17 protein-coding genes are annotated in these 18,855 nt (G+C 69.4%); 7 read left to right on the forward strand and 10 right to left on the reverse strand.

All coding sequences use genetic code 11. From position 1 onward, the window contains the following. Nucleotides 1-137 precede the first annotated feature (137 nt). The 3 genes from ACE3T5_RS17025 to sucC all read right to left on the reverse strand — a co-directional run bounded on the left by ACE3T5_RS17025 (nucleotide 138) and on the right by sucC (nucleotide 3,044). Entirely contained in the window at nucleotides 138-842 is a 705-nt protein-coding gene (locus ACE3T5_RS17025; RefSeq protein ID WP_374669285.1) for a TerC family protein, read from the reverse strand. A gap of 126 nt (nucleotides 843-968) precedes the next feature. Further along, on the reverse strand, nucleotides 969-1,862 hold the full coding sequence (gene sucD / locus ACE3T5_RS17030; RefSeq protein WP_374669286.1) for a succinate--CoA ligase subunit alpha: 894 nt from the start codon (nucleotides 1,860-1,862) through the stop codon (nucleotides 969-971). 18 nt (nucleotides 1,863-1,880) lie between these two features. Further along, entirely contained in the window at nucleotides 1,881-3,044 is a 1,164-nt protein-coding gene (sucC, locus tag ACE3T5_RS17035) for an ADP-forming succinate--CoA ligase subunit beta (protein ID WP_374669287.1), read from the reverse strand. Nucleotides 3,045-3,204: 160 nt separating this feature from the next. Here sucC and argC point away from each other — a divergent pair, with 160 nt between their 5' ends. Both argC and ACE3T5_RS17045 read left to right on the forward strand, forming a co-directional pair. Beyond that, on the forward strand, nucleotides 3,205-4,125 hold the full coding sequence (argC, locus tag ACE3T5_RS17040; protein WP_374669288.1) for an N-acetyl-gamma-glutamyl-phosphate reductase: 921 nt from the start codon (nucleotides 3,205-3,207) through the stop codon (nucleotides 4,123-4,125). Between the two features lie 82 nt (nucleotides 4,126-4,207). Next, the gene (locus ACE3T5_RS17045; RefSeq protein WP_374669289.1) at nucleotides 4,208-4,981 is read left to right on the forward strand and encodes an FkbM family methyltransferase; all 774 of its coding nucleotides are present in this window, start codon (nucleotides 4,208-4,210) and stop codon (nucleotides 4,979-4,981) included. A gap of 31 nt (nucleotides 4,982-5,012) precedes the next feature. Here ACE3T5_RS17045 and recX read toward each other — a convergent pair whose 3' ends face one another. Both recX and recA read right to left on the reverse strand, forming a co-directional pair. Next, on the reverse strand, nucleotides 5,013-5,474 hold the full coding sequence (recX, locus tag ACE3T5_RS17050; RefSeq protein WP_374669290.1) for a recombination regulator RecX: 462 nt from the start codon (nucleotides 5,472-5,474) through the stop codon (nucleotides 5,013-5,015). A gap of 6 nt (nucleotides 5,475-5,480) precedes the next feature. Further along, nucleotides 5,481-6,539 (reverse strand): recombinase RecA, encoded by a 1,059-nt coding sequence (recA, locus tag ACE3T5_RS17055; RefSeq protein WP_374669292.1) that lies wholly within the window; start codon nucleotides 6,537-6,539, stop codon nucleotides 5,481-5,483. 137 nt (nucleotides 6,540-6,676) lie between these two features. Between recA and ACE3T5_RS17060 the strand changes: the two genes are divergently transcribed. The 3 genes from ACE3T5_RS17060 (at nucleotide 6,677) to ACE3T5_RS17070 (ending at nucleotide 9,428) form a co-directional block, all read left to right on the forward strand. Continuing rightward, nucleotides 6,677-7,180 carry a MarR family winged helix-turn-helix transcriptional regulator gene (locus ACE3T5_RS17060; protein WP_374669293.1) on the forward strand — a complete coding sequence of 168 codons (504 nt, stop codon included), beginning with the start codon at nucleotides 6,677-6,679 and terminating at the stop codon, nucleotides 7,178-7,180. An 87-nt stretch (nucleotides 7,181-7,267) separates the two neighbouring features. Beyond that, nucleotides 7,268-7,939: a response regulator gene (locus ACE3T5_RS17065; protein ID WP_374669295.1), complete on the forward strand. Its 672-nt coding sequence runs from the start codon at nucleotides 7,268-7,270 to the stop codon at nucleotides 7,937-7,939. A 10-nt stretch (nucleotides 7,940-7,949) separates the two neighbouring features. Beyond that, on the forward strand, nucleotides 7,950-9,428 hold the full coding sequence (locus ACE3T5_RS17070; RefSeq protein ID WP_374669296.1) for a sensor histidine kinase: 1,479 nt from the start codon (nucleotides 7,950-7,952) through the stop codon (nucleotides 9,426-9,428). Here ACE3T5_RS17070 and ACE3T5_RS17075 read toward each other — a convergent pair. From ACE3T5_RS17075 to ACE3T5_RS17090, 4 genes are read right to left on the reverse strand one after another with little or no spacing between them, the layout of a single operon-like run. Continuing rightward, nucleotides 9,413-10,072, reverse strand: a complete 660-nt coding sequence (locus tag ACE3T5_RS17075; protein WP_374669297.1) for a glutathione S-transferase family protein — start codon at nucleotides 10,070-10,072, stop codon at nucleotides 9,413-9,415. The two genes, ACE3T5_RS17070 and ACE3T5_RS17075, sit on opposite strands and share 16 nt — an antisense overlap. A 22-nt stretch (nucleotides 10,073-10,094) precedes the next feature. Next, nucleotides 10,095-10,748 carry an SPOR domain-containing protein gene (locus ACE3T5_RS17080; RefSeq protein ID WP_374669298.1) on the reverse strand — a complete coding sequence of 218 codons (654 nt, stop codon included), beginning with the start codon at nucleotides 10,746-10,748 and terminating at the stop codon, nucleotides 10,095-10,097. Nucleotides 10,749-10,759: 11 nt separating this feature from the next. After that, nucleotides 10,760-11,536 (reverse strand): biotin--[acetyl-CoA-carboxylase] ligase, encoded by a 777-nt coding sequence (locus tag ACE3T5_RS17085; RefSeq protein WP_374669299.1) that lies wholly within the window; start codon nucleotides 11,534-11,536, stop codon nucleotides 10,760-10,762. Between the two features lie 10 nt (nucleotides 11,537-11,546). Next, a complete protein-coding gene (locus ACE3T5_RS17090; protein WP_374669300.1) occupies nucleotides 11,547-12,023 on the reverse strand; it encodes an SET domain-containing protein in 477 nt (158 codons plus the stop codon). Nucleotides 12,024-12,112: 89 nt separating this feature from the next. Here ACE3T5_RS17090 and ACE3T5_RS17095 point away from each other — a divergent pair, with 89 nt between their 5' ends. Both ACE3T5_RS17095 and ACE3T5_RS17100 read left to right on the forward strand, forming a co-directional pair. Next, on the forward strand, nucleotides 12,113-15,097 hold the full coding sequence (locus ACE3T5_RS17095) for a DNA topoisomerase III (RefSeq protein WP_374669301.1): 2,985 nt from the start codon (nucleotides 12,113-12,115) through the stop codon (nucleotides 15,095-15,097). Further along, nucleotides 15,094-17,133, forward strand: coding sequence for a site-specific recombinase (locus ACE3T5_RS17100; protein ID WP_374669302.1), 2,040 nt, complete (start codon nucleotides 15,094-15,096; stop codon nucleotides 17,131-17,133). The genes ACE3T5_RS17095 and ACE3T5_RS17100 overlap by 4 nt, the downstream gene beginning before the upstream one ends. Before the next feature lie 411 nt (nucleotides 17,134-17,544). Here the strand turns inward: ACE3T5_RS17100 and ACE3T5_RS17105 are convergent, their stop codons facing one another. Then, the gene (locus ACE3T5_RS17105) at nucleotides 17,545-18,684 is read right to left on the reverse strand and encodes an IS110 family transposase (protein ID WP_374669303.1); all 1,140 of its coding nucleotides are present in this window, start codon (nucleotides 18,682-18,684) and stop codon (nucleotides 17,545-17,547) included. Nucleotides 18,685-18,855: the final 171 nt, after the last annotated feature.

Below are 18,855 nucleotides of genomic sequence, written 5' to 3' on the forward strand. Positions count from 1 at the left end.
CCATGCGCTCCCGCGACGCCGCCATCAGGGGCGCGGAACTCCTGGGTTGACGTTATCAGAGCGGATTGGAACGGACAAGGGACTTTGTCACGTGGCTGCTACGATTTGTTGCAGACACGCGGCACACGCCCCCGCACTCAGTCGCTGGCGGCTTGCGGCTTGCGAGCCGCGAGGCCCTTGCCGATCGCGAGCACGAGCAGCGCGCCGACCGCGGCGGCGGTGTACTCGTACACCTTGTCGGCCGGCACCCACTGCTTGAGGCCGGGGTCGGTGTAGATCATCTGGCCGGCGATCCAGCCGAGCAGCATGCCGCCGGCGGTGATGATGACCGGGAAGCGGTCCATCAGCTTGAGCACGATCTGGCTGCCCGCCACGATGATGGGGATGCTCACCAGCAGGCCGAAGATCACCAGCGCCAGCTGGTGCTGGCCGGCGCCCTGGGCCGCGCCGGCGATGGCCAGCACGTTGTCCACGCTCATCACCAGGTCGGCGATGATCACCGTCTTGATCGCGCCCCAGAGCTTGTCGCTGGACTGGATGTTGCCGTGCTCGTCGCCGTCGTCCTGCGGCAGCAGCAGCTTGACGCCGATCCACACCAGCAGGATGCCGCCCACCAGCTTCAGGTAGGGAATGGCCAGCAGCGCCAGCGCGAAGGCGATCAGGATCACCCGCAGCAGGATGGCGCCGGCGGTGCCGTAGATGATGCCCAGCTTGCGCTGCTTGGGGGGCAGGCCGCGGCAGGCCAGGGCGATCACGACCGCGTTGTCACCGCCCAGCAGGATGTCGATGAGGATGATCTGCCCGACGGCGATCCAGAAGGCGGGGGCGAGTAACCCTTCCATGAGCGGCCTCTTGTGGTTCTGTGCTGCAAAGCAAAGGGCCGATTGTCAGGGAGGACAACCGGCCCGTCTGTTGTGGGTTCCCGCAATACCGCCGGCCGCGCGGGCCGGCAGGCGGAGCCCCCGGGGTCAGATCAGCGACTTGAGCAAGCGACCCATTTCCGAGGGGTTGCGCGTGACCTTGAAGCCGCACTCTTCCATGATGGCCAGCTTGGCGTCCGCCGTGTCGGCGCCGCCGCTGATCAGCGCGCCGGCATGGCCCATGCGCTTGCCGGGGGGCGCGGTGACGCCGGCGATGAAGCCCACGATCGGCTTCTTCATGTGGTCCTTGCACCAGCGCGCGGCTTCCGCCTCGTCCGGGCCGCCGATCTCGCCGATCATGATCACGGCGTCGGTGTCGGGGTCGTCGTTGAAGGCCTTCATCACGTCGATGTGCTTCAGGCCGTTGATCGGGTCGCCGCCGATGCCCACGGCGCTGGACTGGCCCAGGCCGATCTCGGTGAGCTGCGCCACGGCCTCATAGGTCAGCGTACCGGAGCGCGAGACCACGCCGATGCGGCCCTTGCGGTGGATGTGGCCGGGCATGATGCCGATCTTGATCTCGTCCGGCGTGATCAGGCCGGGGCAGTTGGGGCCCAGCAGCAGCGTCTTCTTGCCGCCGGCGGCCTCCTTGGCCTTCATCTTGTTGCGCACTTCCAGCATGTCCCGGATCGGGATGCCCTCGGTGATGCAGATGGCGAGGTCCAGGTCGGCCTCCACGGCCTCCCAGATGGCCGCGGCGGCGCCTGCCGGCGGCACGTAGATCACCGACACGGTGGCGCCGGTTTCCTTCGCGGCTTCCTTCACCGAGGCGTAGATCGGGATGTCAAAGATCTTCTCGCCAGCCTTCTTGGGGTTCACGCCGGCCACGAAGCAGTTCTTGCCGTTGGCGTATTCCTGGCACTTCTCGGTGTGGAACTGGCCCGTCTTGCCGGTGATGCCCTGGGTGATGACCCGGGTGTCCTTGTTGATGTAGATCGACATGTCTGTGTTCCTTCGGGCTCAGGCCTGCACGGCGGCGGCGACCTTCTGCGCGGCTTCCGCCATGGTGTCCGCGCTGATGATGGGAAGTCCGGACTCGGCGAGCATCTTCTTGCCCAGCTCCTCGTTGGTGCCCTTCATGCGCACCACCAGCGGCACCGACAGGTTCACCGCGCGGCAGGCGGTGATGACGCCGGTGGCGATGGTGTCGCACTTCATGATGCCGCCGAAGATGTTGACCAGGATCGCCTTGACCTTGTCGTTCTTCAGCATGATCTTGAAGGCCTCGGTCACCTTCTCGGGGGTGGCGCCGCCGCCCACGTCGAGGAAGTTGGCCGGCTCGGCGCCGAACAGCTTGATGGTGTCCATGGTGGCCATGGCCAGGCCGGCGCCGTTGACCAGGCAGCCGATGTTGCCGTCCAGGCTGATGTAGGCGAGGTCGAACTTGGAGGCCTCGATCTCGGCCGGGTCTTCCTCGTCGAGGTCACGCAGGGCCACGATCTCGGGGTGGCGGAACAGCGCGTTGGCGTCGAAGTTGAACTTGGCGTCCAGCGCGATGATGTTGCCCTTGCTGTCGCGGTTGAGCGGGTTGATCTCCACCAGCGAGGCGTCGGTCTCCATGTAGCACTTGTAGAGCTTCTGGAACACGTCCACCGCCTGCGAGGTGGAGCCGGCGGGGATGCCGATGCCGTCGGCGAGTTCCTTCGCCTGACCGTCGGTGAAGCCGGTCAGCGGATCGACGAAGACCTTGATGATCTTCTCGGGCGTGCTGTGCGCCACTTCCTCGATGTCCATGCCGCCTTCGCTTGAGGCGATGAAGGCCACCTTCTGGGTCGCGCGGTCGGTGACCACCGACACGTAGTATTCCTTCTGGATGTCCGCGCCGTCCTCGATGTACAGGCGGCGCACCTTCTGGCCTTCGGGGCCGGTCTGGTGCGTCTTGAGCTGCATGCCGAGGATCTGGCTGGCCAGTTCCTTCACCTGCTCGATGCTCTTGGCGACCTTGACGCCGCCGCCCTTGCCGCGGCCGCCCGCGTGGATCTGGGCCTTCACGACCCACACCGGGCCGCCGAGCTTCTGTGCGGCCTCGACCGCCTCCTGGACCGTGAAGGCCGGAATGCCGCGCGGCACCGGCACGCCGAAGTTGCGCAAGATGTCCTTGCCTTGGTACTCGTGAATCTTCATGAGGTGTCTCTCGAGGAACGGATCGGTGGGAAGCGGCGGTGCGCGCGGTCGAGAAAGGCCGGGCAGCTCAGTGCAGCCTTCAAATGTATCATGGTGCAATGCACCATAGAACCGGCTGCCGGCCAGTTGCGTGTAAGCTGGATTGAGTAGGAGAACACCCATGCCCAAGGTCTTCATCGACGGCGAAGCCGGCACCACCGGCCTGCAGATCCGCGAGCGGCTGCAGACCATGCCCCAGGTGGAAGTGGTCCGCATCGACCCCGCTCGCCGCAAGGACCCCGAGGCCAAGCGCGAGCTGATGGCCGGTGTCGACCTCGTCATCTTCTGCCTGCACGACGACGCCGCGCGCGAGTCGGCGGCGATGATCGACGAGATCGGCCGCGCGCAGGGCCGCAAGCCGCGCATCATCGATGCCTCCACCGCGCACCGCACCGCCGAAGGCTGGGTCTATGGCTTCCCCGAGCTGGCGCCCGGCCAGCGCGAGGCCGTGGCCGCCGCCGAGCGGGTGAGCAACCCGGGCTGCTACGCCACCGGCGCCATCGCGCTGCTGCGCCCGCTGGTGGATGCCGGGCTGCTGCCGGCCGACCACCCGGTCGTGCTGCCGGCCGTCAGCGGCTACAGCGGCGGCGGCCGCACCATGATCGAGGCCTACGAGGCCGGCACCGCGCCCGCGTTCGAGCTGTACGCGCTGGGCCTGAAGCACAAGCACCTGCCCGAGATCCTGAAGTACACCGGTCTCAAGCGCCGGCCGATCTTCGTGCCCTCGGTGGGCAACTTCCGCCAGGGCATGCTGGTGCAGGTGCCGCTGCACCTGGAGGCCCTGCCCGGCCGCCCGACCGCGGCCGACCTGCAGGGCGCGCTCGCCCGGCATTACGCCGGCAGCGAATGGGTGACGGTCGAGCCGGCCACGGAAGACGGCAAGCTCGACGCGCTCGCGCTGAACGACACCAACCGGATGGAACTGCGCGTGTTCGGCAACGCCGAGCATGGCCATGCCGTGCTGGTGGCCAGGCTGGACAACCTGGGCAAGGGCGCCAGCGGCGCGGCGGTGCAGAACCTGAAGCTGATGCTGGGGATCTAGTGCCCCCGGGGCGCCGCCTGGCCGCCGCGCGACAGGCGCCTGGCAGCCGCCTGCGGCGCAACGGGCACAATCCGCCTTGCCCATGAAGATCGGCCAGCGTCAGCTCAGCGAATACACCGAGGCAGCGTTCCAGCCGCAGCACTATCGGGCGCTGTACAACATGTGGCGGCGCTACCCGCGCTTCTGGGAGAACGCCTGGCGCTACTTCAGCGGCCGGGGCAGCTACCCGTACGACATCCAGGTGAAGACGCCGACCGGCCCCGTCACGATCCGCCTGCATTCGTACCACGACATCCTGACCGTCAACGAGATCTTCTGCCGCGAGGACTACCCCGCCGGCGAGGACCTCGCGGCGGTGCTCGACCTCGGCTCGAACATCGGCGTCAGCGCCCTGTTCTTCCTGACGCGCAACCGCCACTCGCGCTGCATCCTGTACGAGCCGGACCCGCGCAACATCGCCAGGCTCCGCGCCAACCTGGCGGGCTACGAGGACCGCTACACGCTGGTGGCCTGCGCAGTCTCCGACGAGGCCGGCCAGCTGGCTTTCGGCATCGAGCCCTCGGGCCGCTATGGCGGCATCGGGGTGCAGACGGGCGAGGTCATCACCGTCCCCTGCGTGCACATCAACGAGGCGCTGCGCGCGGCCGTCGAGCAGCTGGGGACCATCGACATCCTGAAGATCGACACCGAGGGCGTGGAGGTGCGCACGGTGAAGGCCATCGCGGCCGATCTGCTGCCCCGGGTTCGCCGGATCTTCCTGGAGGCCAACCCCCCGGAGGAGCTGCACCCCACGGTGTTCCACAACCGGCAGTACGGGTCGGTGCGGCAGTTGACCCAGCAGGCCGCACGGGCCTGAGCGCGCCGGGCCCGCCGGCGGCCGGGGGGCTTCAGTCGTCTGCGTGGCCCTCGTCGCCACCGGCGATGGCGCGGCGCACGGCCTCCGCGCCGAAGCCCCGCGCCATCAGGAAGCGGGTCTGCCGCGCGCGCTCGGCGGCGTCCTGCGGCGGCTGGCCGAACTTGCGGCGCCACACCTCGCGTGCGCGGTCCACCTCGGTGGCGCGCAGCTGGTCCACCGCCTCGGCCACCTTGTCGGCGGCCAGGCCCTTGGCCTGCAGCTCCTGGCGGATGCGGCCGGCGCCCAGCTTGCCGGCGCGGCGGTGGACCAGGGAGTCGACCACCCGCTGTTCGTCCAGGAAGCCCCTGGCCTGCAGGTCGTCGAGCGCCCGCGCGATCTCGCCGGGCTCGGCCTCATGCGGCGCCAGCTTGCGCGCCAGCTCCGCGCGTGAATGCTCGCGGGCCGCCAGCAGCTTCAGCGCCCGGCCCTTGAGGGACAGCGAGCCGAAGGCCATGCGGCCTCACGCAGCCTCGTCGGCCTCATCGGGCAGCAGGGAGATGCCCAGGCGGTCGCGGATCTTGTTCTCGATCTCGCGCGCGAGCGCCGGGTTCTCGCGCAGGAACTCGCGCGCATTGTCGCGGCCCTGGCCGATCTTCTCGCCGCTGTAGGCGTACCAGGCGCCGGACTTCTCCAGCACGCCGTGGGCGACGCCCATGTCGACCACCTCGCCCTCGCGGCTGATGCCCTCGCCGAAGAGGATGTCGAACTCCGCCGTCTTGAAGGGCGGCGAGACCTTGTTCTTCACCACCTTCACCTTGGTCTCGCTGCCGATGGCCTCTTCGCCCTTCTTGATGGTGCCGGTGCGGCGGATGTCCAGCCGCACCGAGGCGTAGAACTTCAGCGCGTTGCCGCCGGTGGTGGTCTCGGGGCTGCCGAACATCACGCCGATCTTCATGCGGATCTGGTTGATGAAGATGACCATGCAGTTGGTCTTCTTGATGGTGGCGGTCAGCTTGCGCAGCGCCTGGCTCATCAGGCGGGCCTGCAGGCCGGGCAGCGAATCGCCCATCTCGCCCTCGATCTCGGCCTTGGGCACCAGGGCGGCCACGGAGTCGATCACGATCAGGTCGACCGCGCCGGAACGCACCAGGCTGTCGCAGATCTCCAGGGCCTGCTCGCCGGTGTCGGGCTGGCTGATCAGCAGGTCGGCCACGTTCACGCCCAGCTTCTGCGCGTACTGCACGTCCAGCGCGTGCTCGGCATCGATGAAGGCGCACTGGCCGGCCAGGCGCTGCATCTCGGCGATGACCTGCAGCGTGAGCGTGGTCTTGCCCGACGATTCCGGACCGTAGATCTCGATCACCCGCCCGCGGGGCAGGCCGCCCACGCCGAGGGCGATGTCCAGGCCCAGCGAGCCGGTGGAGACGACCTGGATGTCCTCGATCTTCTCGCCCTCGCCCAGCCGCATGATGGTGCCCTTGCCGAACTGCTTGTCGATCTGGGCCAGCGCGGCGGCCAGCGCCTTGGCCTTCTCGCTGTCGGCGGGGGCGATCTTCGATCCCTTGACCTGGACGTCCATGGTTCTCTCCTTGATGGGTTTCATTGGGATTGCATCCAGTGGTTGTCGGGTTGAGCTGGATGCATGGCCAGTAATGTAGATCCGTCCATTAGTCGATGTAAACGGCTTTTATCGTCAGTTTGCCTTACCATTTGCCGATGGCTCTCCCCAGCACGCAGGACGACGCATGGCGGCTCACCCACCTCGGGCGCCTGCTCGGCCACGCCTCGCGCCGCTTCGACGAGCGTGTGCTGCATCTCATGGCGCACGACGACGAGGTCCCGCTCGCGCTGGCCAACCTGGCTGCGCGGGCCCAGGTGACCGCCGCCCACATCCACATCACCCGCCACCTGGAACTCGGCGGCAGCCGCCTGACCGATCTCGCCGCGCGCGCCGGCATGACCAAGCAGGCGATGGGTGACCTCGTCACGCAATGCGAGGCCTGGGGTCTGGTGGTGCGCGAGAGCGACCCGCGCGACGCCCGCGCGCGCCGCGTGCGCTTCACGGCGACGGGGCTCGCGTGGCTGGAGGCGTTCCGCCGCGCGGTGGCCCAGGCCGAACGCGAGTTCAGGGCCGAGGTCGGCGCCGACGTGGCGACCGTGGTGCACATCGGCCTGGAGGCCTACGCCGGCGCGTGGGTGGCCGGCACTGGACGCGCCTGATCTGCATCAGCCGCGAAGACGGCTTGGCGCCTAGAATTTGCCGCACAAGCGTCCGGCCTTCGCCAGGTGACGCCAGGAGACAAGACCATGCGCATCCTCATCGCCGAAGACGACCAGGTGCTCGCCGACGGGCTGCTGCGCAGCCTGCGGGCCTCGGGCGCCGCGGTGGATCACGTGGCCAGCGGCACCGAGGCCGACGCCGCCCTGCTCACCAACAACGAGTTCGACCTGCTGATCCTCGATCTCGGCCTGCCCAAGATGCACGGCCTGGAGGTGCTGCGCAAGCTGCGCGGCCGCGGCTCCAGCATGCCGGTGCTGATCCTCACCGCGGCGGACGCGGTGGAAGAGCGCGTGAAGGGCCTGGATCTCGGCGCCGACGACTACATGGCCAAGCCGTTCGCGCTGTCCGAACTCGAGGCGCGGGTGCGCGCGCTCACCCGCCGCGGCATGGGCGGCACCAGCAGCACCATCAAGCACGGCCCGCTGGTGTACGACCAGGCCGGCCGCGTGGCCACCATCGACGGCAAGATGGTCGAGCTGTCCGCGCGCGAGCTGGGCCTGCTGGAGGTGCTGCTGCAACGCGCCGGCCGCCTGGTCAGCAAGGACCAGCTGGTGGAGCGCCTGTGCGAGTGGGGCGAGGAGGTGAGCAACAACGCCATCGAGGTCTACATCCACCGCCTGCGCAAGAAGATCGAGAAGGGGCCGATCCGCATCGCCACCGTGCGCGGGCTGGGCTACTGCCTGGAGAAGATCCCTTGACGCGGATCCCATGAAGATCTTCCAGCGCGAGCAGCGCTCGCTCTTCGGCGAGATCCTCGACTGGATGCTCACCCCGCTGCTGCTGCTGTGGCCGGTGAGCCTCGCGCTCACTTGGCTGGTGGCGCAGAGCATCGCCGGCAAGCCCTTCGACCGCGCGCTGGAATACAACGTGCGCGCCCTGGCGCAGCTGGTCACGGTGCAGGGCCAGAAGGCGGTGTTCTACCTGCCGCAGCCGGCGCGCGAGATCCTGCGCGCCGACGACTCCGACCACGTCTACTACCAGGTGCTGGGCGCGCGCGGCGAGCTGCTCTCCGGCGAACGTGACTTCCCTTTGCCGGCCGAGGACGAGCGCCCCGTGGCCGGCGAGGCGCGTCTGCGCGACGACGAGATGCGCGGCCTGGACGTGCGGGTGTCCTACACCTGGGTGCGCCTCGATCTGCCGGGCGACCCGGTGGCGCTGGTGCAGGTGGCCGAGACGCGCGAGAAGCGCTCCGTGCTCGCCACCGAGATCATCAAGGGCGTGATGCTGCCGCAGCTGGTGATCCTGCCGCTGGCGGTGCTGCTGGTGTGGCTGGCGCTGGTGCGCGGCATCAAGCCGCTGTCGGAACTGGAGGAGCGCATCCGCGCGCGCAAGCCCGATGACCTGAGCCCGCTGGACGACAAGGTGGTGCCGCTGGAGGTGGCGCCGCTGGTCTCATCGGTGAACGACTTGCTGACGCGGCTGAAGGACTCCATCGCCACGCAGAAGCGCTTTCTCGCCGACGCCGCGCACCAGCTGAAGACGCCGCTCGCCGGCCTGCGCATGCAGGCCGACCTCGCGCAGCGCGAAGGCTCCAACGCCGAGGAGCTGAAGCAGTCCCTCAAGCAGATCGGCCGCTCCAGCATGCGCGCCACGCACACCGTGAACCAGCTGCTGGCCCTGGCCCGCGCCGAAAGCAGCAGCAAGGCCCTGGTGCGCCAGCCCTGCGACCTGGTCGCCCTCACGCGCGAGGCGGTGCAGGATTTCGTGCCGCGCGCGATGGACCGGCGCGTCGACCTCGGCTATGACGGCGCGGCGCCCGGCGCGCCTGGCGTGCGCCTGGAGGGCAATGCGACCCTGCTGAAGGAGCTGATCCGCAACCTGATCGACAACGCCATCAACTACACGCCGTCCACGCCCGAGCACCCGGGCGTGGTCACGGCGCGCGTGCTGGCGGATCCCTTCGGCGGCGTGCTGCTGCTGCAGGTGGAGGACACCGGTCCCGGCATCCCGGTGGCCGAGCGCGAGCTGGTGTTCCAGCCCTTCTATCGCGCGCTCGGCACCAACGTCGACGGTTCGGGGCTGGGCCTGCCCATCGTGCTGGAGATCGCGCGCCAGCACCATGCCCGCATCGAGGTGGACGACGCCCACCCGGGGCAGGTGCCGCCCGGCACGCGGGTGACGGTGCGCTTCCAGTCGATTGCCGACGCGCAGGCGCCGGCGACCACGAGCGCTCAGGCCGCCTTGTAGACGTTCAGCTGCAGGCGCTCGCGTTCGACCGCGCGGGCCGGGCCGGGCTCTGCCGCGACCTTCTGCACATGCGCCCACAGCGTCTCGAACCCGGTGGGGTCGATGCCGGCGTAGCCGCCCCAGCGCAGCAGGGTCAGCGCATAGATGTCCAGCGGGCCGAGGCGCTCGCCGGCCAGGAAGCCGCGTCCCTCGGCCTGCGCCTTGCGCGCCAGCGCGTCGATCTCGCCCAGCAGGCCGCGGTACACCTCCGCGTTGTAGCGCTTGATCGCCGCCTGCGCCTCGGGCGAGTCGGTGAACTTCTGCGGCATGAACACGTGGGTGAAGGTCGGGTGCACCGTGTTGTTCATCCAGGCGAGCAGTTCCACCACCCGGGTGCGCGCCCGCTGCTCGCGCGGCAGGAACTCCTGGCCGGGAAACAGGGCGTCGATGTGCAGCACGATGGCCACGATCTGGGTGATGACCTGCTCGCCATCCACCAGCACCGGCACCTGGCCACGCGGGTTGACGGCGCGGAACGCGGCCTCGTTCTGCTCGCCGCGGTGCAGCTTGACCTGCAGCGGCTCGAAGGCGGCGCCAGCCGTCTCCAGCAGGGCGTGCGGCACGAAGGAACAGGCTCCGGGGGCGTAGTACAGCTTCAGGCTCATCTCGGCTTCTCCTTGGGCGGGTTCATCGGCAGGCGCGCAGCGCGCGGCCGGCCAGCGGGGTTCGCAGTTCGTCCAGTCGGGGGCGCAGGGTGTCGTCCACCACGGGCAGCATCAGGCGCTGGCCGCGCTGCTCGGTGCGCTCCTGCACCACGCGCGCGGTGCGCACGCCCCGGTTGGCCAGGACCTCCAGCTGCTGCTGGGCCGCCGCCTGGCTGGCGAAGCCGCCCAGGGACAGGCCGGGCTCCAGGTCCGCGGCGGGCGACTCGAACGACACGCCGATCTGCCGCAGCTCGGCGCGCTTGCGCGCCACCTGCTCGGCGTTGGCGTAGCGGCCCATGTAGATGATCCAGCGCGCGGGCTCCACGCCCTCTTCCAGCGTCCACGAGCCGGCGGGCCAGGCCTCCAGCAGCGGCCGCAGCGCGTTCACGCGGGGCTCGTCGAGCACGCCGGTCTGCAGGCAGTCGGGCCCGCGCGGTGACGACGCCACGGCGCTCTCGATGCGCTTCAGGTCCTCCGGCCGCAGCACGCGCGCCGCCTCGGGGCGCAGCTGCTGGGCCAGGCGCTGCGGCTCGGCCTGCTGCGCCGGGCCGTAACCCCAGGGCAGCAGATGCCCCTGGGCCCACGCGAAGTAGGCGCCATTGGCCAGCAGCAGCAGAAGGACGAGCAGGCGCAGCATCAGGGCGGGAATCAGCGGCCGGCAGGCGCGGGCCGCACGCTCACCTCGGAGCTGGCCACCACCTGCATGCCCGCCGGAGTATGCACGAGCAACGCGCCCGTGGCGGTGACCCCATGCGCGGTGCCGGCCGTGCCATCGCTCAGCACGACGGCCGCGTCACGCAGCGCATCACGCGCCGCGAAGCGGGCCTGGAAGGGCGCGAAGCCGAGCGCAGCGAAACCCTGCAGCGCCTGCACCAGTGGCGGGGCCACGGCCAGCAGCACCTCGCCCGCCTGCGCCGCGGGTTGTAGCTCGCGCAGCCAGGCCGGCGGGGTGGACAGGCCCTCGGCCGCGCGCGGCGCGAGGTTCAGGCCCACGCCCACCACCGCGTAACGGCCGGCCGGCCCCTGCGCGCCACTGAAGCTGGCCGTTTCCACCAGGATGCCGCCCAGCTTGCGACCCTGCAGCCACAGGTCATTGGGCCACTTCAGCTGCACGGCGGGATGCAGGCTTTCGGCCACCGCCACGCCCACCGCGAGCGACAGGCCGGACCAGTCCGCCGGCGCCAGGGTGAGCCCGAGCGAGAAGGTGAGCGAATCGCCCGGCGCGCTGGCCCACTGCCGCCCCAACCGCCCGCGCCCGGCGGACTGCCGCTCGGCCACCAGCAGCACCGGATCGGTCTGGCCGGCGCGCGCGCGGCGCATCAGTTCGGTGTTGGTGGAGTCGATCTCGGGCAGCACATCCACGGTGAAGCCGGGCAGCAAGGGCGCCACCGCCTCCCAGATCGCCTCGGCCGGCCAGGTGCCCACGCGGCCGCCCTCAGCGCCGGCGCTTGGGCGCTAGCAGCGTGCCGCGGCACGACTTGCTGCCGCACCAGCAGGGATATTCGGCCTTCAGCTTCTTGGTGTACGGCTCGTCGATGATGAGGCCGTAGTCGTAGTTCAGCTCCTCGCCCGCGCGGATCTTGCGCAGCGACTTGATGAAGACCCGCCCGTCGTCCTCGTCGGCCTCGCAGTTCGGCTCGCACGAGTGGTTGATCCAGCGCGAGGCATTGCCGCCGTGCGCGGCGTCGATCACCCGGTCTTCGTCCACATGGAAGTAGAAGGTGTGATTCGGATCCTCGGGGTTCCAGGGGTGGCGACGCTGCGCCTCCTTCCAGGTGATCACCTCGCCCACGTACTCGATCAGCTTCTCGCCCTTCGGGATGTCCACCAGGGCGAACACCCCCTTGCCGTGGACGCCCGACTTGCGGACCTGGATGCGGCGGCGGGTCTTGGGCGAGGTGGTTTCGGACATGCCAGAAATTTCTGCTAAGTTGGTTTGCGTACACATGCGCGCGTACGCGTACGCGCGTGCGAAGCGCCGATTGTAGGAACATTGAAACCGTGACCAAGACTCTGGTGATCGCCGAGAAGCCGTCCGTGGCCCAGGACATCGTGCGGGCGCTCACGCCCGTGGCTGGCAAGTTCGACAAGCATGAGGACCATTTCGAGAACGAGCGCTACGTCGTGACCAGCGCCGTCGGCCACCTGGTGGAGATCCAGGCACCCGAGCAGTTCGACGTGAAGCGCGGCAAGTGGAGCTTCGCGCACCTGCCCGTCATCCCGCCGTTCTTCGAGCTGAAGCCGGTGGACAAGACCAAGTCGCGCCTGAACGCGGTGGTGAAGCAGGCACGCCGCAAGGACGTGACGGAGCTGGTGAATGCCTGCGACGCGGGCCGCGAGGGCGAACTCATCTTCCGCCTGATCGAGCAGTACGCCTTTGGCGGCGACGAAGGCGGGGCGCCGGGCAAGAAGGCCCTGGCGCGCAAGCCGGTGCACCGCCTCTGGCTGCAGTCGATGACGCCGCAGGCCATCCGCGACGGCTTCGACAAGCTGCGCACGGATCGCCAGATGCAGGGCCTGGCCCAGGCGGCCCGCTCGCGGTCCGAGGCGGACTGGCTGGTGGGCATCAACGGCACGCGGGCCATGACGGCGTTCAACTCGCGCGACGGCGGCTTCTTCCTCACCACTGTGGGCCGCGTGCAGACGCCGACGCTGGCCATCGTGGTCGAGCGCGAGGAGCAGATCCGCAAGTTCGTGAGCCGCGACTACTGGGAGGTGCACGGCACCTTCCTGGCCCAGGCCGGCGAGTACCCGGGCAAGTGGTTCGACCCGAAGTGGAAGAAGGACGAGGACGACGCCGAGAAGAAGGCCGATCGCCTGTGGTCGCAGAAGGAGGCGCAGGCCATCGCCGAGGCGGTGCGCGGCAAGGCCGCCACCGTGACGGAGGAGTCCAAGCCCACCACGCAGGCGGCGCCGATGCTGTTCGACCTGACCTCGCTGCAGCGCGAGGCCAACGGCCGCTTCGGCTACTCCGCCAAGACCACGCTGGCGCTGGCGCAATCCCTCTACGAGCGCCACAAGGCGCTGACCTATCCGCGAACCGACTCCCGCCACCTGCCGCAGGACTACCTGAAGGTGGTGCACCAGACCATGGGCATGCTGGCCGACAGCGGCATGCGGCACCTGGCACCCTTCGCGCGCGAGGCGGTGGACAACGGCTACGTGAAGCCGACCAAGCGCGTCTTCGACGACAGCAAGGTCAGCGACCACTTCGCGATCATCCCCACGCTGCAGGCGCCCAGCGGCCTGTCCGAGGCCGAGCAGAAGATCTACGACCTGGTGGTGCGCCGCTTCCTGGCGATCTTCTTCCCCAGCGCCGAATACCTGGTCACCACCCGCGTGAGCCAGGTGGTGGGCCACCACTTCAAGACCGAGGGCAAGGTGCTGGTCAAGCCGGGCTGGCTCGCGATCTACGGCAAGGAAGCCGCGGAGATGGACCCCGATGCCAAGGCCGGTGACAAGGGCCAGCCGCTGGTGGCGGTGAAGCCGGGCGAGATGGTGCGCACCGAGCACGCCGAGGCGCGCGGCCTGAAGACCCGCCCGCCCGCGCGCTACAGCGAAGCCACGCTGCTGGGCGCGATGGAAGGCGCCGGCAAGTTCATCGAGGACGACGAGCTGCGCGAGGCCATGCAGGAGAAAGGCCTGGGCACGCCGGCCACCCGCGCGGCCATCATCGAAGGCCTGATCAACGAGAAGTACATGCTGCGCGAGGGCCGCGAGTTGATTCCCACGGCCAAGGCCTTCCAGCTCATGACGCTGCTGCGCGGCCTGGGCGTGGAGGAGCTCTCCAAGCCCGAGCTCACCGGCGAGTGGGAGTACAAGCTGGCGCAGATGGAGCACGGCAAGCTCTCTCGCGAGGCCTTCATGCGCGAGATCGCCGAGATGACCGAGCGCATCGTGAAGAAGGCGAAGGAATACGACCGCGACACGGTGCCCGGCGACTATGCAACGCTGTCCACGCCCTGCCCCAACTGTGGCGGCGTGGTGATGGAGACCTACCGCCGCTACAACTGCGTGGGCCGCCAGGGCGCGCAGCCCTGCGGCTTCTCGTTCACCAAGATCCCGGCCGGCCGGCCCTTCGAGCTGGACGAGGTGGAGCACTTCCTGCGCGACAAGCGCATCGGCCCGCTGCAGGGCTTCCGCTCCAAGGCGGGCTGGCCCTTCACCGCCGAACTGGCGCTCGTGCGCGACGAGGCCGAGGGCAACTGGAAGCTGGAGTTCGACTTCGGTGACGAGAAGGACCCGGCCGAGACCGGCGAGATCGTGGACTTCGGCGACCAGCCCGTGCTGGGCCCCTGCCCCAAGTGCGGCCACGGCGTGCGCGAGTTCGGCAGCAACTACGTGTGCGAGCGCTCGGTCCCGACGCAGGCCCATCTGAAGCCCACCTGCGACTTCAAGACCGGCAAGATCATCCTGCAGCAACCGGTGGAGCATGACCAGATGCGCAAGCTGCTGGCCACCGGCAAGACCGACCTGCTGGACAAGTTCGTCTCCATGCGCACGCGGCGCAGCTTCAAGGCCTTCCTGGCCTGGGACGCGGAAGCCGGCAAGGTGAACTTCGAGTTCGAACCGCGCGCCTCCAAGTTCCCGCCGCGCAAGGGCGCGGCCGGCAAGACGGCGCGCGAGCCCGCAGCGCCCTACGGGGCGGCGAAGAAGGCGGCGCCCGCCAAGGCCGCCGCGAAGAAAGCCGCGACCAAGGCCCCGGCCGCCAAGAAGGCGCCCGCGAAGAAGGCTGCCCGCAAGACCGCGGCCGGCCTGGTGCCCAGCGCGGCGCTGGCCGCGGTGATCGGCAGCGAGCCGGTGGCCCGCACCGAGGTGATCAAGAAGCTGTGGGACTACATCAAGGCCCAGAAGCTGCAGGACGCCAAGGACAAGCGCGTGATCCACGCGGATGCCAAGCTCAAGCCCGTGTTCGGCAAGGCCCAGGTCGGCATGTTCGAGCTCGCCGGCATCGTGGGGCAGCATCTGCAGGCAGCCGATTCGTGAGCGCCCCGGCGCGCGACCGGCCAGCCACGTCGGCGGCGCCCACCGCTGCCACGCTGGACGCGCTCTATGCCGCCCTGCGGCGCTTCGAGCAGCCGGCGGCGGACCCGCTGCCCGCGCTGGTGGGCCTGGTCGACGCCCTGCGGCCGCGCCCGGCGGATGACGTGCCGCTGGCGCGCGCCCACCTGGATGCGCTGCTCGCCGCGCTGGGCCAGCACCCGGTGTGGCGCGACGGCCTGCGGGAGGCCCTGCTGGCGCTGCTGGCCTCACGCCACCACGTGCGCTTCTTCGCCGAGGCCGGCATCCTGCCCAACTCGGGCTTCTTCTCCGAGCTGGCGCGCCGGGTGCAGCACCGCCTCCTACCCGAAGTGCCCGACCCGCTGGCCATGCGTGATGCGGTGCAGATGCTCTTCCACCACCCCAGCGACCATGAGTGGCTGGACGCGCTGGATGCCGGCCGCGCCCATGCGCTGTGGCAGGCGCTGGGCCTGGATGGTGCTCCGGGAGAGGTCGCCCATGGCCACGTGCGCGACGACCTGCTGGAAGGCATGGAGCTGCTGTCGCACCGCATCGCGGCGATGGGCCTGGAGACCGAGCTGCTGCGCGTGCTGCCCGAGCTGCGCCAGCGCGACTCCCCCTTCCTCGCGCAGGGCCGCACCGTGCAGACGCTGCTGGACGCGTGGCGGCGAGATCCCGCCTGCGACGCCACGGCGCTCACGGCGCCGCTGCAGGCCCAGCTGCGCGCCTGCGTGGACGTGGTGCGACAGGCGCGCCGCACGGCGGCGGCGCAGGGCACCAGCCTGCACCTCACCTACCTGCTGTCGCGGCTCTACCAGAGCCTGTTCCGCCTGCAGGCACTGATGCGTCTCGTGGCGCCAGCGACCGAGTCAGGCCGCGACCCGGCGGTGGACTGGACGGCCTTCGTGCTCACCGCCGTGCGCGGCGAGTGCGAGCGCAACTCCATCCGGCTGCACGCCGCGCGCATGATGAGCCTGCTCGCCCTGCGCGTGACCGAGAACGCGGGCCGCACCGGCGAGCACTACATCACCAGCGACCGCGCCGGCTGGCTGCAGATGTGGCGCGCGGCCGGCGGTGCCGGCCTGATCATCGCCGCGATGGCGCTGCTGAAGATCCTGGCCTCCAAGATCGACATGGCGCCCCTGATCGGCGCGCTGGTCATCAGCCTCAACTACGCCCTCGGCTTCGTGATCGTGCACATCCTGCACCTGGTGATCGCGACCAAGCAGCCGGCCATGACGGCATCGACCATCGCCGCCACGGTGGGCGAATCGGGCCCGAGGTCCGACCTGGGCCGCCTGGCCGACCTGGTGGTGGACGTGTTGCGCACGCAGCTGGCCGCCATCCTGGGTAACGTGTGCGTGGCCTTTCCGACCGCCATGGCCATCGGCTGGTGGCTCTCCTCGGCGGATGGCCACACGCTGGTGGACCCCGCCAAGGCGCAGCACCTGCTGCACGACCTGCATCCGCTGGCCAGCCTGGCGATTCCGCACGCGGCCGTGGCCGGCGTGTGCCTGTTCCTGGCCGGCCTCATCAGCGGCTACTTCGACAACCACGCCACCTATTCGCGCATCCCCGAGCGGGTGGCCCGGCTGCCCTGGCTGGGCCGCCTGATCGGCCCCGCGCGCGCGCAACGCTTCGGCGCCTGGCTGGGCGACAACCTCGGCGGGCTCGCCGGCAACTTCCTGTTCGGCATGATGCTGGGCATGGTCGGCTTTTTCGGCATGCTGGTGGGCCTGCCGCTCGACATCCGCCACATCGCCTTCGCCTCCGCGAACCTGGGCTACGCCATCGTCACACTGCAGGCGACCATCCCGTGGACGGCCTACCTGTGGGGCGCGCTGGGCGTCGCGCTGGTCGGCCTGACCAACCTGGCGGTCAGCTTCAGCCTCGCGCTGTGGGTGGCCATGCGCTCGCGCGACGTGCGCTTCACCCGCAGTGGCGAGCTGATCGCGCTGCTCGCGCAGCGGTTCCGGCGCGAGCCGAGGAGCTTCTTCCTGCCGCCGCGCGGCAGCACGTGATCGCGGCATCCCGGCGGGCGGGCCCCAAAACCGCTGGGGTTGCACCCCAGCCTTCTATGACTTCTCAGAGGTTGTCAAGCGTGTTCTTGCTGGCTGTTCTTACCGGCGTTGGTCAGCGCGTCGGTGCGTGTGTCGGTTTCGCTCTTGGTCGCCTGGACGTGGACTGAACGTCTCACCACCTTCTATCCGCTGGCAGCTCCTGCCAACCGAATCCTGCATGCGCGTTGCGCTCAGGGGACCTTGATTGGAGCAGCCCCATCTACTAAGGGCGGTCACCGTCTGTGGGCGACCAGGCTGGGGAGCGGGCATGCTCTGCTGTGACACATTCACCGGTTGCTGCTTGCGGGCCGCGCGAGTCCTTTCCTGGTGACGGCTGTTGGGGTCTGTGGCTTTCGGGGGTCGATGCCTTGGTCAGGCGGCCTTGAGTGCGGCGCCCTGGGGCAGCAGGCCGTCCTTGAGGTAGCGCCAAAGGGCGATGACCAGTCGCCTGGCCACGGCCACGATGGCGATGCGCTTGCCACGCTTGTTGGCCGCCTGCGCGGCCGTGCGCTGGGCGAACCATCGGGCAATGGCGCTGTCGGGCTGGTAGCGCAGCCACATCCAGGCCATCTCGATGAGCAGCGCGCGTACCCGTCGGTTGCCCTGCTTGCTGATGCCCTGGTCAACCCTGCTGGCGCCGCTGTCGTAGGGTTGTGCCACCAGCCCCACGCAGCTGCCGACCTGGCGGCGGTTGTGGAAGTCGCGCCAGAACAGCTCCAGCACCAGCCGTGTGGCGCCCACCCAGCCCACGCCCTTGAGCTGGGCCAGCTGGGCGATGCACCGCTGCAGCGCCTCGGGCAGCTGCTGCAGCAAGGTCCTCTCCAGTTCCTTGAACTGCTGCTGCACGAACTGCAAGCGCTGCACCTCGCGCAGCAGCCGCTGCTGCAGCGGCGGCGACAGGCGCTCGCCCTGCGCGTTGCGCAGCTCGTCCAGCCGCGCGGCCAGATCATCGCCTTCGAGCGCATCCCAGCACCCCTCCGTGCGCAGCAGGCTCCTGATGCGGTTGCGGTGCTGGCCAATCTCCTTTTGCAGCTCCCCGCGGTCGCGACTGAGCTGGCGCCGGGCCTCGCTGTCCTCGCTCGGGACTTGCACCACGTGCAACCGGCTGGTCTCCCCGCGCAGCCAGCCCAGCAGGCTGTCGAGCAGCAGCTTCGCATCGAGCCGGTCGGTCTTGGCGCGCCGCGCATGCCGCGCCACCGGAATGCTGGCCGGATCGGCCACCACCACATGCCAGCCCCGTGCGCTCAGAGCCCGGGCAATCCAGAAGCCGTCCTGTCCCGCCTCGTAGAGCACCCACACTTCGCAGTCCGGGGGAAGCTCCCACTTGGCCTGCAGCCGCTCGACGCACTGCACCACCTCCTGCAGCCGCCCGCCTGGCGTCACCGCGCGGAACGTGTGCTCCGAGGGCTGCTTGCGTCGCAGATCCGTCAGCGCACTCTTCCAGCTGGCCGCGCTGAGCTCCAGCGACAGCGCCAAAACAGCCTTACCATTGATCTCGTGAGTCGATTGCATGGGTAGCTCCTCTCATGGTTGGGTCGAATCTCCATGATAAGAACTCCCACGCAACTCGGCTCACAACCAGTCATAGGATCTACGGGAACAGCCATAGCCCGGAGTTCGTAGGCTGGGGTGAAGCGCAGCGCAACCCCAGCGTTTCGTCGCGCAAGCGTTCACCTCCCGACT

Origin of the sequence: Ramlibacter sp. (assembly GCF_041916345.1) — a bacterium.
GTDB lineage: Bacteria > Pseudomonadota > Gammaproteobacteria > Burkholderiales > Burkholderiaceae_C > Ramlibacter.

Excerpts from the sequence above, each read along its gene's own strand:
- ACE3T5_RS17025 (WP_374669285.1), bottom strand. The coding sequence starts at position 842 with ATGGAAGGGTTACTCGCCCCCGCCTTCTGGATCGCCGTCGGGCAGATC.
- sucD (WP_374669286.1), bottom strand. The coding sequence starts at position 1,862 with ATGTCGATCTACATCAACAAGGACACCCGGGTCATCACCCAGGGCATC.
- sucC (WP_374669287.1), bottom strand. The coding sequence starts at position 3,044 with ATGAAGATTCACGAGTACCAAGGCAAGGACATCTTGCGCAACTTCGGC.
- argC (WP_374669288.1), top strand. The coding sequence starts at position 3,205 with ATGCCCAAGGTCTTCATCGACGGCGAAGCCGGCACCACCGGCCTGCAG.
- ACE3T5_RS17045 (WP_374669289.1), top strand. The coding sequence starts at position 4,208 with ATGAAGATCGGCCAGCGTCAGCTCAGCGAATACACCGAGGCAGCGTTC.
- recX (WP_374669290.1), bottom strand. The coding sequence starts at position 5,474 with ATGGCCTTCGGCTCGCTGTCCCTCAAGGGCCGGGCGCTGAAGCTGCTG.
- recA (WP_374669292.1), bottom strand. The coding sequence starts at position 6,539 with ATGGACGTCCAGGTCAAGGGATCGAAGATCGCCCCCGCCGACAGCGAG.
- ACE3T5_RS17060 (WP_374669293.1), top strand. The coding sequence starts at position 6,677 with ATGGCTCTCCCCAGCACGCAGGACGACGCATGGCGGCTCACCCACCTC.
- ACE3T5_RS17065 (WP_374669295.1), top strand. The coding sequence starts at position 7,268 with ATGCGCATCCTCATCGCCGAAGACGACCAGGTGCTCGCCGACGGGCTG.
- ACE3T5_RS17070 (WP_374669296.1), top strand. The coding sequence starts at position 7,950 with ATGAAGATCTTCCAGCGCGAGCAGCGCTCGCTCTTCGGCGAGATCCTC.
- ACE3T5_RS17075 (WP_374669297.1), bottom strand. The coding sequence starts at position 10,072 with ATGAGCCTGAAGCTGTACTACGCCCCCGGAGCCTGTTCCTTCGTGCCG.
- ACE3T5_RS17080 (WP_374669298.1), bottom strand. The coding sequence starts at position 10,748 with ATGCTGCGCCTGCTCGTCCTTCTGCTGCTGCTGGCCAATGGCGCCTAC.
- ACE3T5_RS17090 (WP_374669300.1), bottom strand. The coding sequence starts at position 12,023 with ATGTCCGAAACCACCTCGCCCAAGACCCGCCGCCGCATCCAGGTCCGC.
- ACE3T5_RS17105 (WP_374669303.1), bottom strand. The coding sequence starts at position 18,684 with ATGCAATCGACTCACGAGATCAATGGTAAGGCTGTTTTGGCGCTGTCG.